This window comes from Psychroflexus torquis ATCC 700755 (assembly GCF_000153485.2).
Classification (GTDB): Bacteria; Bacteroidota; Bacteroidia; order Flavobacteriales; family Flavobacteriaceae; genus Psychroflexus; species Psychroflexus torquis.
The window spans coordinates 1,357,729-1,370,909 of sequence record NC_018721.1; the positions used below are offsets into that span (position 1 = coordinate 1,357,729).

Annotated in this window: 11 protein-coding genes; 8 read left to right on the forward strand and 3 right to left on the reverse strand. The window is 35.3% G+C overall.

Features of this window, described 5'->3' with window-relative positions:
* Window positions 1-3: 3 nt before the first annotated feature.
* Window positions 4-486, forward strand: a complete 483-nt coding sequence (locus P700755_RS05950; RefSeq protein ID WP_015023828.1) for an acyl-CoA thioesterase — start codon at window positions 4-6, stop codon at window positions 484-486.
* A gap of 77 nt (window positions 487-563) precedes the next feature.
* On the opposite strand, the gene P700755_RS05955 is transcribed toward P700755_RS05950, so the two are convergent.
* Both P700755_RS05955 and P700755_RS05960 read right to left on the reverse strand, forming a co-directional pair.
* A complete protein-coding gene (locus P700755_RS05955; protein ID WP_015023829.1) occupies window positions 564-2,426 on the reverse strand; it encodes a fasciclin domain-containing protein in 1,863 nt (620 codons plus the stop codon).
* A gap of 139 nt (window positions 2,427-2,565) precedes the next feature.
* Window positions 2,566-3,219 carry a hypothetical protein gene (locus tag P700755_RS05960; RefSeq protein ID WP_051007937.1) on the reverse strand — a complete coding sequence of 218 codons (654 nt, stop codon included), beginning with the start codon at window positions 3,217-3,219 and terminating at the stop codon, window positions 2,566-2,568.
* 79 nt (window positions 3,220-3,298) lie between these two features.
* On the opposite strand from P700755_RS05960, the gene P700755_RS05965 reads away from it, so the two are divergent.
* The 6 genes from P700755_RS05965 (at window position 3,299) to P700755_RS05990 (ending at window position 11,856) form a co-directional block, all read left to right on the forward strand.
* On the forward strand, window positions 3,299-3,823 hold the full coding sequence (locus P700755_RS05965) for an RNA polymerase sigma factor (protein ID WP_015023831.1): 525 nt from the start codon (window positions 3,299-3,301) through the stop codon (window positions 3,821-3,823).
* Window positions 3,824-3,879: 56 nt separating this feature from the next.
* Window positions 3,880-4,782: a FecR family protein gene (locus tag P700755_RS05970; RefSeq protein WP_015023832.1), complete on the forward strand. Its 903-nt coding sequence runs from the start codon at window positions 3,880-3,882 to the stop codon at window positions 4,780-4,782.
* Window positions 4,779-7,295: a TonB-dependent receptor plug domain-containing protein gene (locus P700755_RS05975; RefSeq protein WP_015023833.1), complete on the forward strand. Its 2,517-nt coding sequence runs from the start codon at window positions 4,779-4,781 to the stop codon at window positions 7,293-7,295. Before P700755_RS05970 ends, P700755_RS05975 begins: the two co-directional genes overlap by 4 nt.
* Window positions 7,296-7,484: 189 nt before the next feature.
* Window positions 7,485-9,992, forward strand: a complete 2,508-nt coding sequence (locus tag P700755_RS05980; protein WP_015023834.1) for a M14 family metallopeptidase — start codon at window positions 7,485-7,487, stop codon at window positions 9,990-9,992.
* 114 nt (window positions 9,993-10,106) lie between these two features.
* Complete coding sequence (locus P700755_RS05985) at window positions 10,107-11,018, forward strand: patatin-like phospholipase family protein (protein WP_041758173.1); 912 nt, start codon at window positions 10,107-10,109, stop codon at window positions 11,016-11,018.
* Between the two features lie 385 nt (window positions 11,019-11,403).
* Window positions 11,404-11,856 (forward strand): cytochrome c oxidase assembly factor Coa1 family protein, encoded by a 453-nt coding sequence (locus P700755_RS05990; protein WP_015023836.1) that lies wholly within the window; start codon window positions 11,404-11,406, stop codon window positions 11,854-11,856.
* A gap of 40 nt (window positions 11,857-11,896) precedes the next feature.
* Here P700755_RS05990 and P700755_RS05995 read toward each other — a convergent pair whose 3' ends face one another.
* Window positions 11,897-12,571: a class I SAM-dependent methyltransferase gene (locus tag P700755_RS05995; RefSeq protein WP_015023837.1), complete on the reverse strand. Its 675-nt coding sequence runs from the start codon at window positions 12,569-12,571 to the stop codon at window positions 11,897-11,899.
* Window positions 12,572-12,837: 266 nt separating this feature from the next.
* Here P700755_RS05995 and P700755_RS06000 point away from each other — a divergent pair, with 266 nt between their 5' ends.
* Entirely contained in the window at window positions 12,838-13,062 is a 225-nt protein-coding gene (locus P700755_RS06000) for a hypothetical protein (RefSeq protein ID WP_015023838.1), read from the forward strand.
* Window positions 13,063-13,181 lie beyond the last annotated feature (119 nt).

Here is a 13,181-nt window from a genome sequence, read left to right on the forward strand (position 1 = left end):
TATATGTATAGTCAATCATTTGAAATTCGCTGGAGTGATCTGGATGCTAATCGGCATTTAGCAAACTCTTCCTATCAGAATTTTATGAGCCATACGCGAATGGCTTTTCTTGTGGAAAATGGCTTTTCTCAGCAGGAACTGGTAAAGTATAATATTGGTCCAATTGTATTTTATGAACACATCTTCTATTTTAAAGAAATAAAACCTGAAGACAAGGTAAGGGTAAGTTTAGAACTAAAAGGCCTAAGTGAAGACGGCATGTTTTTTCAGTTTGAACATAACGTTTATAACCAAAAAGGAGAGAATTGTGCAAGATGTGATATGATGGGATCGTGGATTGATCTCAAATCGAGACAACTCACTGCTCTTCCAGAACATTTGCTATATCCCTTAGAGCATTTAACTAAAACTGAAGATTATAAAGTACTGACCAAAGAGGATACTAGGAAATTTGGAGTGAAACCAAAACATCTCGATAAAGTATAGGCTCACTAAAATTTTAAAAGCAAAAAAGGTTCAACGAAATGTTGAACCTTTTTTAATTCTATAAATAAGCTTATAATCTATAACTGAGGTAATAAAACAGTATCAATGGCATGAACTACACCATTAGCAGCTTGAACATCAAACACAGCGATGGTGCTTACTCTGTCATTAGGATCTGTTAAAGTTCCAGCGGTAGCATCTACCGTTAAATCCGCTCCCAATGTAGACACAGTTCCATTCGTAAGATCGGTTGATCTTACATTAAATCCTGCAACAACATGTGTATTCAAAGCAGCAGTTAAAGTAGCTGGATCAATGTCTTCAATTCCTTCAACACCCAATTCAGCAAATAAATTGTCAAAAGCTGAATTAATTGGAGCAAATACTGTGAATGGAGCTGGAGCAGTTCCATTTGGGGTAGAAAGCGTCTCCACATAGTTTTGTGCTTCCTGTCCGTCATCGGTAAGTGCAGCAACTAGACTACTGAAATTGGGATCTGCTGTTGCAAAAGTGACTACGGTTGGAAGGCCTATTACCGCGTCAACAATATGCACAACCCCATTCGCCGCTTCATTATCTGGAGCTGTTACAGAAGACACACCATTTAATCTTACACCGTTATCTAAGTTGATATAAAAGCTCAAGTTGTTTTCAGTACCACCAAATGTAGCTAGAGAATTTGTATAAGTTGTTTCTAAATCAGTAGAAAGTACGGTTCCTGCTAAAACATGATTTAACAAAACTTGAGTTACTACTTCCACTGGAAGATCTCCTAAAGCTGAACCATTCAAGAATATATCGAATGCAGCGTTGGTTGGAGCAAAGACAGTATACTGGCTCGCCCTGTCGTTTAGAACTTCATCAAGACCTGTCAATTGCAATGCAGCAAACAAACTAGACAAGTCATCATTCATCATAGCCAACCCTGTAATTGTTGGGTCAATAACATCAACTATCACTTGTGGTAATAACACCTTGTCTATAGCATGCACAACACCATTATTAGTTTGCACGTCTACTATTGCAATATTGGCATTTGCCTCTGTAGCATCCATAACCTGAGCTCCATTTGATAAGTCGAACTCTAATTCTTCGCCTTGCAAAGTTGCTGCTGTTAATCCTGTAGTAAGATCGCTTGATCTTACGTTAGATCCAGCAATAACATGATATTCTAAAATGGTAGCTAAAGTTGCAGGAGCAACATCACTCAAGCTCGAAGCACCCAGACCACTCAATAGGTCATCAAAAGCAGCATTCGTTGGAGCGAAAACCGTAAAAGGTGAGCTTTCAGAACCTGATAGAATATCTACATAATTTGTTTGATCTGTACTCGCTGCGATTAAAGCACTTACTAGAGTGGAAAATTGAGGATTTGCAATAGCTTGATTAGTAACGTCTGGAAGACCTATTACATTTTCAACGGCATGTATAACACCGTTAGAGACTAATATATCTACTTGAGATTCAAATACAGAAGCTCCACCATTATTAGCTCCACCATTTATGACTACTCCATTTTCAGTATTTATAAATAAGCTAAGGCCTGAAGCTGAGGCTGAACCCACTGCCAATGAAGAAATGTATCCAGTCGTTAAATCGGTGGATAAGTTGGTTCCAACGACAACATGGTTTAATAGAACTTTTGTTAACAAATCTACGGGAACTTCTCCAAGGCTTGAAAATCCGTTAGCTTGAAGAAAAGCAGTAAAAGCAGTATTATTGGGAGCAAACACAGTATATTCATCAGTGCCGTTAAGTACTCCTACAAGGCCCGCAACTTCCAAAGCCGCGCCTAAAGATGAAAAATCATCATTTTCAGCAACAAACTCTGCAATAGTTGGATCTCCCTGAGGAGGAGCTGGTGCATCATCATCATCTGAACATGATACAAATGCTGAAGCAAGAAACGCCACAAGCAAAAATTTCGGTAGTAATTTCATAGTTTTTTGTTTTATTGTTACATGCATAGGACAAACACAACTCAAAAATTACTACCCTGAAAATCATTTTTAGTAAGGGTTTAACAAATAAGAGTGAAAATACTAAAGAATACTTAAATAAAAATAAAAGGTTTATTCACTACTCACAATGGGAAGGCGAAGAATCCAGCATATCAATAAATTCTTGGTTGTCATTGATAACAGTTTCACGAGAAATTTTATTAAGAAGTGAAATAGGATAGCCTATTTCGTAAACATCAGAATCATGGAGATTTTCTAGGTAGAGAAAGATATCCTTGTTATTGAAAAAATGATGCGTTTGAAAAGATGAGTTGACATCATTGAAATCCTTTAGGGTTAAAGGAAATTCTATTGAGTAACAATTAAAGGACGTGATACTTTGAAAATCGTCACACTGATTGATCAATTCATTTAATTCAAGTGTAGAATTTACCTCCTGAATGATATAATCACTAAAGACTATAGAGACCGGAAATACAATCTCAATAGCATCGTCTTCTCTCAAAGGACTCAAATCTTGAGCTGAATTAAAAACTCGGAGTTGATTATTGATGGAAAGCTCGTAAGGAAAAATAAGACTAAAACAGAAAGCATTGTCTATAAGATCGTCAAAAGAAGCATTGTGAGAAGTTATAGATTTAAGTTTAGAGGAAAGATCTGATGAATGGTGTAAAGTATTTTCATCTACTACCAGTGGAGCATCGTTTTCATAGCAGCTCACCATTAAAATGGGAAACAATAAAAAAATAATCGATTTGTGAAAATTAAACATATTTTTCAGCTTACACTTATAAAACAACTTAGGACTAATAATTCCTACCAAATTAAACTTTTTTTATAATTTTGAATCTATGAAAAATGCAAAACCTTTATTTGAAAATACCTATGAAAAAACTGTGTTTTCAAAACTTCATGAAAGGTATGCAAAAGATTTACACGATTTTATTTACTATAAATTTGGAGAACAGTATAACCCAAAAGACAAAGTTCAGGAAGCTTTTATGAGACTTTGGGAGAATTGTAAAAAAATATCACCAGAAAAAGCTAAAAGTTACTTGTTTTCTGTAGCAAACAACACCACTCTTAATACGATAAAGCATAGAAAAGTGGTCTTAAAATATGAGTCGAATGCTTCAAAAAACAACTCGAATATTCAAGACCCTCAATTTTTACTTGAAGAAAAAGAATATTTGAATAAATATCAGAAGGCATTATCCAACCTTACTGAAGAAAAAAGAGTTGCTTTTATGCTCAATAGAGTCGAAGGGAAAAAACATAAAGAAATTGCAGAGCTGTTGGGGATTTCTAGAAAAGCTGTTGAAAAACGAATCTACTCTGCACTCAAACAACTTAGACGAGATATTGATGGAATTTAACAGTTATAGAGTAGGAGATTTTATAAGTAAATTGTCTTATAAGTGATTAGATTGCTATGAAAGAGGAATATTTAATTGAAAAGTGGATCAGAGACGAGCTCACTTCAGAAGAATGGGAGGCGTTTAAAAAATTAGACGTCTACCCTTCTTATGCCAAAATCTCTGAAACAGCAAAGCATTTTAAAGCTCCTGAATTTGACGCTCCAAATTCTCTCATTAAGCTTAATTCTGACCTTCATTCACCTGCTCAAAAAACACCCTTCAATTTTTACAAAACCATTGGTATTGTGGCAGCTATATGCATCACAGTATTTTCAGCTATAAAACTACTAAATCAGACTTCATATTCAGAAAGCATACAAACTCAAGTTGCTGAGACTAAAACTTTGAGTCTGCCAGATGACTCTGAAGTGAATTTAAGCGCTAAGTCAATTATACAATTCAACTCTTCAACTTGGGCAGAAGAGCGGGCTTTAGATTTGGAAGGCGAAGCCTTTTTTAAAGTTTCTACAGGGAATGTATTTACAGTAAAAACAAGCTATGGAAGCATTCAGGTTTTAGGCACACAGTTTAACGTAAAGTCAAGAGCATATGGGTTTGAAGTCACTTGTTATGAAGGCTCTGTAAAAGTAATTATTGATAATAAAGTATATATACTCCAACCCAAAGAGGCCATAAGTTTTATAAAAGACAAAATCTCTAATTCTAAAACTTATTTATCGAAACCAAGTTGGATCAATAAGACCTCACAATTTAAAAGTACTTCGCTAGAATCGGTTTTACAAGAATTTAACATCTATTACAACATAGAGTTTGAAACCTCAGCCATCAATTCTTCTAGACTCTATACTGGAAGTTTTGTCCATAATGATCTTGAAAACGCCTTAAAATCCATTACTTTGCCTTTAGATTTGACCTACCAGATAAATGGTAAAAAGGTCGTATTGTCTAAAAAGTGAGATTACTGAATTTACATTCTTTTTTACTTATCCTTTTGAGCTTTAGTAGTTATGGCTATGCTCAAAACTCAATCCGTGAACAAAGTTTAGACGAATTTTTGAGAACTATTGAGAATCGATTTGAAGTTAAATTTTCTTATGCTGATGATCAGATAGAAAACCTTATTGTAACTCCCAATTCTTCTTTAAATTCTCTAGTAGATTATCTCAACTTTTTAGAAATATCCTCTCCTTTCATATACGAACAGCATTCCGACAAAAACATACTCATCATACCAAATGATAATGAATTTGAACTGTGTGTGATCGTTAAAGATGAATTATCTCAAAACCAATTGACAGAAGCATTTCTTAAGGTTGGCAACTACCTTTACAAACCAAATGCTTCAGGCCAATTTAAAATACCTGTAAACGCTAAAGAAATTGACTTAAAGATAAGGGCGAAGGGCTACGCTCCAGAACTAAAAAGAGTTATGCCTAGCGAAACAAAATACTGTATTGAAGTTATTGTTTCCCCTTTTTCCGTAGTGCTAGATGAAATTATCCTAACTAATTATCTAACAGGAGGCATTCAAAAATATCGGTCGGGGATTTTAAAACTCGATTATGAAAGCTTTGGATTGTTACCGGGGCTGGTAGAACCTGATGTTTTACAGAGTATACAAGCGCTTCCCGGCATAACCAGCCGCCAAGAAAGTGTGTCCTATCTTAATGTAAGAGGAGGCACTCATGATCAAAATTTATTTTTGTGGGACGGTATAAAAATGTATCATACCTCCCACTTTTTCGGGATGATTTCTGCCTTTAACCCCTATATGACCAAAAGCGTAAAATTGATCAAAAACGGAACTTCCTCACGATACGGTGATGGAGTTTCTAGTGTGATCGATATGCGAACTAAAGATTCTATTGTGAAATCTTTTAAAGCTGAAATTGGAGTGAACCTGATCAATGCTGACGTTTATATTGAAGCCCCTCTAACGTCTACCTCTTCTATCGAGTTTTCTTTTAGAGAATCCATCAACGATATTTGGGAGAGTCCAACCTACAATCAATATTTTGATAAAATCTTCCAGAACACTGAAGTTACCAACGAAACAAATCCTGCCTCTCAACAAAATAATGAATTTATATTTTATGATGCTACATTAAACTATAAACACAAGCTCACTGAAAAGGATTATATAAAAGGTAATTTCTTTTACACACACGATGAATTTTCTCTAAACAGGTTTGAAATCTTAGGCAATAGAATTAATACAAGGTCTAGCGAACTCGAACAAACCAATGTAGCTGGTGGAATCTATTACAATAGGAACTGGTCTGAAGCTACAAAGACTGAAGTTCAGTTTTATACTTCCAAATACAATCAAAATTCTATCAATACGAATTTATTGAATGAACAAAGCCTAAAGCAAATCAATGAAGTAAGAGAAATTGGAGTCCGTGTTAATCTGAAGACCAATTTATCTTCAAAGCTTAGTCTAGAATCCGGATATCAGTTTAACGAGACAGGGATTCTCAATTCAGAATCTATTAATAATCCAGGTTTTTTTAGAGAAACTCAAAACTCTATTTTAACGAACAGTCTTTATAGCCAGTTAAACTATCTGTCAACAAATAAAGACCTCAGTGTAGAATTTGGGGGAAGACTTAATCATTTTTCAAAATTTGACAGGGTGTTGATTGAGCCTAGATTCAACTTAAGTTATAAAATAGTGGACCATGTTTACCTAGAAGTTCTCGCTGAACAAAAAAGCCAGGTCACCTCTCAAGTTATCGATTTACAAACGGATTTTTTGGGTGTTGAAAATAGAAGATGGGTCCTCTCCAATCCTAATAACCGACCAATTATACAAAGCCAACAAATCTCGACTGGACTCAATTATGTAAAACCAAGCTGGTTTATCAATGCAGACGTCTACTACAAACACGTAGAAGGAATAACCACACAAGGACAAGGTTTTCAAAATCAGTTTCAATTTTCACAAGTGCATGGAAGTTATGAAGTAAAAGGAATTGATTTTTTAATCAATAAAAATTTCGATCCCATTTCTGGATGGGCAAGCTATTCCATATCCGATAATTTTTACCGTTTTGACGCTTTAGACACATCGCGTTTTCAAAACAATCTGGATATACAACATGTGATTTCTTTTGGATTGAGCTACGAGAAAAAAGGCTTAAAATTATCTACTGGATTTAACTGGCATTCTGGAGCTCCTATAACACTTCCCCAAGAAAATCAAGGTGTGAACCCTCAACAAATTCTATTTCAAGGACCAAACGCGGAGCGATTACCCGATTACTTTAGGTTGGATTTTTCAACAACCTACAACTTTGCCATTTTTAAAAATATAAATGCTCTTGCAGGTTTGTCCTTCTGGAATGTCTTTGGAAACTCGAATATATACGATCAGTTTAATCGGTTGGATGACGATCAAAATATCCAAACCTTTAAACAACGAGGTTTAAATTTTACACCAAATTTGGTATTCAGACTGAAGTTTTAATAGCCTCTAAAAGATTTGTATCTAAACATCAACTAGTTTAAGAAGAATTAGTTTTTTACAGCAGTTACAACTTTAGTATATTTCAAATCTTAAATCGCTATGTAAACTGAACTTAAGGAAGTGTTCTTTAAACTTTTCACTCAAACTCAAGTCTTATATATATTTGCAACTCTAATTTGATAAATTACTATGAAACAAATTCTATTTTTCACCACCTTTCTTTTTGCTTTATGTGCTCAAGCCCAAGAAGTGAAGCTTAAAGACTACTTACCTCAAGATGTCACTTATAATCAAAATATTCCAACCCCAAGTGAAATCATTGGTTTTGTTCCTGGAGAGTGGCATGTTTCTCACGACAAACTGGTTCTATATATGAGAGCCATAGCAGAATCCTCAGATAGGGTTAGTATAGAAAACAGAGGGTTTACTTATGAAAGAAGACCTCTTATTTTACTTACCATTACCTCTCCAGAGAATCATAAAAATCTAGCTAAAATTCAAGAGAACCATCTCAAAATTATATCTGGTGAAATCTCAGAATCTCAGTTAGAATCTATGCCTATTGTAGTGAATCAGGGATTTTCTGTTCACGGTAATGAACCTAGTGGTACCAATGCTTCTCTAGTTTTAGCCTATTATCTTGCTGCTGCAGAAGGCCCTTCTATAGACCGGATGCTAGAAAATACGGTTATACTTCTCGACCCAAGTTTCAACCCAGATGGTTTACAACGATTTGCCTATTGGACCAATACCAATAGAAGTACAAATTTGAATCCTGACCCTCAAGATCGTGAATTCTTTGAAATTTGGCCAGGGGGCAGAACAAATCATTATTGGTTCGACCTCAATAGAGATTGGCTTCCCCTACAACTTTTGGAAAGCCAAGCTAGAGTAAAAACATTTTACGATTGGAGACCTAATGTCCTAACCGACCACCATGAGATGGGCTCCAATTCTTCCTTCTTTTTTCAACCTGGTATCCCAGAAAGAACAAATCCCCTCACCCCTCAACTCAACCAAGATCTTACTGAACGAATTGGTAACTATCATGCTAAAGCTCTAGACAGTATCGGTTCTTTATATTATTCGAAAGAGAGTTTTGATGACTTTTACTACGGTAAAGGGTCTACCTTCCCAGACATTAATGGTTCTATAGGTATTCTGTTCGAACAAGCAAGCTCTAGAGGTTCTGGACAAATGACTGATAACGGATTATTGACATTCCCCTTCACTATTAAAAATCAGTTTACCACAGCCCTCTCCACTTTGAAAGCTTCCTTAGAACTGAAAACTGACATTCTCAAGTTACAGCATAATTTTTATAGAAACGCCGAGAAGAATGCTGAAAAGGGAGCTTATGTGTTTGGCAGAAAGAACGATCCTGTCTTAGCTAACGAATTGGCAAAAGTCTTAGAGCAACATCAGGTAGAGCTTTATAAACTTAAAAAAAATGAACGCTTTGACGGAAAGGATTTCGACCAAAATTCATCGTATATCATTCCTAAAAACCAATTACAACATAGAATCGTGGAGGCGATGTTTGAGGAGCGTACGAGTTTTAACGATAGTATTTTTTACGATGTATCCGCCTGGAGTTTCAGACATGCTTTTGATGTAGATTTTGCTGAAGTGAAATCTATAGATATGGGTAAAAAACTAACTTCAGTAGAATTGGACATCCCCAATGACCTTCAAAAATCTAAGTATGCCTATGCTTTGCGCTGGAATGATTTTAATGCCCCAAAGGTGTTATATAAAATCATGGATGAAGACATCCGTGTAAAGGTGGCTCAAAAACCATTTCAATCTAAGACTGAAGCTTTTGATTATGGAACTATTGTTATTCCCGTACAAAATCAACAGAAAACTAGTACCGAAATCTACACTCTACTGGATGAATTACAAAAAGACAACCATGTAAAAATTTCACCATTAAAAACTGGATTAACCCAAGGAATTAATCTTGGAAGTCCCAATATGAGTCATCTAAAAATGCCTAAAATTGCTATGCTTGTTGGCGAAGGAGTAAGGTCTTATGATGCTGGGGAAATATGGCACATGCTAGATTTTAGGTATGAGATTCCAGTCACTAAACTGGATGCCAAAGATTTTAATAGGACTAGCCTTGAGAAGTACACCCACTTGGTTATACCAAGCTCAAGTTCTGATGCCTTAACCCCTTCAGGAAAAGAAAAACTAAAAGACTGGGTAAGGAAGGGAGGAAACCTCATCGCCTACAAAGGCACCATGAATTGGCTTAAAGCTGAAAAGATGATTGACTTTAAAACAAAAAAAGATAGTATCGTGGCCAATGATATCAGTTTTATAGAGCGTTCAGAATTTTATGGTGCTAAGCGAATTGGAGGAACTATTTTTAAAGCTAAAATTGACAGATCTCACCCTATAGTTTATGGTTATAATAATGACGAGATAGCCCTTTTTAGAAACTCCAACTTAATGCTAGAGGCGGACACTTTAAGCTTTAACAATCCTATTCAATATACCAACTCACCTTTATTAAGCGGATATATAAATGCAGAAAATTTAGAGTTAATTAAAGGCACTGTCCCCTTCAAACAAGATGGATATGGAAGAGGAAATGTGATGATCTTTACTGATAATACCAACTTTAGAGCCTTTTGGCTTGGAACCTTTAAGTTATTTTTAAATTCAATCTTTTTTAGCGACCAGATGTAAAATAGGTATTCCAATCCCTTACACAAGTCCATTTCTATATATAGAAATGGACTTGTGTGTTTAGTGTAAAAATTAGTGTAACTTCAATACTAGATTTATGTTCAAAATAAAACTATGAGAGCAATGGTCATTTCAGGTGGAGGAAGCAAAGGGGCGTTTGCAGGAGGCATTGCAGAATATCTTATCACCGTTTGCAAAAACGACTATGACCTTTTTGTAGGCACCTCTACCGGAAGCCTACTTATTCCATTGCTTTCTATAGGTGAAATTTCTAAGCTTAAGGAGGTGTATACCTCTGTGAACCAAAAGTCAATTTTTAGTAGAAATCCTTTTATCATCAAAGAAAGGGATGGCGAATTTGAAATCAGAATCAATCACCTCAACATCCTCCTAGGATTTTTAAAGGGTTCGAAAACCTTTGGAGAAAGTAAGTCCTTAAAAAAATTAATTTTGAGAACAGTCACTCCAAATTTTTTTGAGAAAATGAAGAATCAACATGTAGATGTGGTCGTCACAGTCTCCAACATAAGTTTGGGCAAGGTCGAATACAAGTCCGTCAAGGATTTTAATCGCGAAGAATTTTGTGATTGGATATGGGCTTCTGCTAACTTAGTTCCTTTTATGAGCTTAGTTAGAAAGGATGGTTACGAGTATGGGGATGGTGGATTAGGCAATGTTGTTCCTATTGCAGAAGCCATTAACAGAGGCGCTAAAGAAGTAGATATCATTTTATTAAAAACTGAAAAGCCATTTCAAAAAAAACCAGTAAAAAATGTCCTAGAATTAACGACTCGGATATTTGATTTCCTTCTGGAGCAGATTATCACCAATGATATTATGATTGGAAAATTGAGGAGTAAACATGATGAGATCACGCTCAACTTTTATAATCCTCCAGAAATGCTCACCAAAAACTCTCTTATTTTTGAACCTATAAAAATGAAAAAATGGTGGGATTTAGGTTTTGAGTTTGCACAACAGAACAACCACTATTGCAGAAGAATTCAGACCAAATTATTTCAATAAATGGATAGCGTTTTAATAATATATTTATGATTTTTAGAAATCTAAATCCAAAAAAAACAACGTGAGTTTTACTCAAGTAAAAGTTAAAGATTAGCATGGCTTGGCGATTGAAGAAGGAAGAGCTCGGGAATATTTAAGATTAAACCAAGACCTAATCAACATGACATTCATATTTCAATCTCTGCGGATGTTGTAAAGAGAAGAAAGTTAACCGATTATCCTTCTGTTTACCCAGAGGTAAAAATAGTAGCGGGGAGAGTGTAATCGATCACAGCAGAAAAAGCCTATAAAGATAGTAGCTTGCTTACCTCCTCACCTTGGTCTGGTTACCCAAATTTTAAGAGAATTTTAAAAACTAATGAGAGCAACACTTAAAAAATAATATATGAATAACGAACTGATTGAGCAAAAAAGCTGGTGGAAAAAAAATTGGAAGTGGTTTATTCCTGTTAGTGGACTCTTACTCCTTATATGTTCTGTCTTCATTTCTTCTGAAATAATGGGGATTGGTACTGATTTTGCTCAGGCTTATTCCGATACGGAGCTTTATAAAGATGCTATAAAAAAAGTCGAATCTGACCAAAAAGTTAAAGAACTACTCGGTGAAATAGAACCGATTGACAAATTTGCAATTTTAGAGGGGGAAGTTAACTACTCAAATGGAAACCAAAGTGTAAATTCTACCCTCCGGATACAAGGAACGAAAGGAAAAGCCAAAATGGATATTTCCGCAGATCGAGTTGAGGGCCAGTGGGTCTTTAAAAAGATCAATGTCCGAATTAAAAACTCAGACAATAGCAAACAAACGATTGAAATTATAAGAGATTCCAAAAAGTAGTGACGTAAATACACTTATAGTATCTTAGACATATAGAAGCCTAAGTTTTATAAAGTGTAGTCACTATAGTTCCTTTTTGGCCATTTAAAATAACAGATAATAACTGCGTTTCTTCCTTGACCTTTAAGTGAAATGGTCCTGCCGTTAAGTTGACACCACTTTGCTTTTTTAGTCTAATTCCTTGTCCTGAAATAATATCTTTATTGGGTATAAAATCCCCTTCAGGGACATGTTCGGTTACGATGATGTATTCAAAATTGGATAATTTACTCACTATACGTTGAATTTCAGTATTCGATAAATGTTGTAACACGTGTCTTAGTAAGGCACAACCTCCAGAAGGCAAATCATCTATCGCGATATCCAAACAATGGAATTCTAAATGGTCTTCCCTATATTTTTCTGTATTCCTCTCTATAAGGCCTGCAACTATATCGATAGCATGGTACTTTCTGGTATAGTTCACCAATTCTTTTCCTATATTGAAATCGCCACAGCCTAAGTCACAAAGAGTAAGTTCATTTTGAAATGAATCCAAAAATGAAATGACAACCTCTATGTATGGATTGACCACTTTAGGATGATGGGAGCCTATGCCTGAATAGAAATCGGAAGAGCTACCTCCCCAGAGTTTCATTTCATAAATCTGTTCCATAGCTTCTTTTGTAGGCCAAGGTTTCTTTATGCTCCTTGATTTATTTTCTTTTTCCTTCATAAGCCCCGCTAAGGTTTTTAAAAACGAAGGTATCCAATTTTAGTATCACACTTCATGCTTTTCACTTCGGCTCTATGTACCAACCTTTCATTTTGAGTAAATTGCCTCAGGGCAAGCCTATAAGACATTATATGGGAAAAAGTTCATAATTCATGGCAAGCCTCGGAGCATTTTAATCTGGATTATCGAGTAAATAAAACGAATAATGATGGAAGTATAATCCATACTCATCTTAACTCTGTTATATTGCATTTAAAATCACTAATATGAAATTGAACTTATTGTCTTGTGATGCTCAAAGGCCTGATAAAAGAGCGATAGCTAAATGTATTACAGAGATTTCACCTGGTATTGGAGAACCTTTGTCAAGCGAACTCACAGATATACTTTTAGATGGAGATGCCGTGGATATTGAGCTGGAAGATAAAAACTCTGGCTCTGCTTTAAGGGCACTGCGAAAACTGGATATTGACTATGAAATTATAGAGTGAGCGATATGACTACGAGTAAGGTTTTACCGATTTTAATAAGTTAGGAAAATCATAATTAATCAAAAGCTAAGCTGTTTTTTAGGAATTTCGCTAGGGAATAGGTAACGTGTAAATTGAAA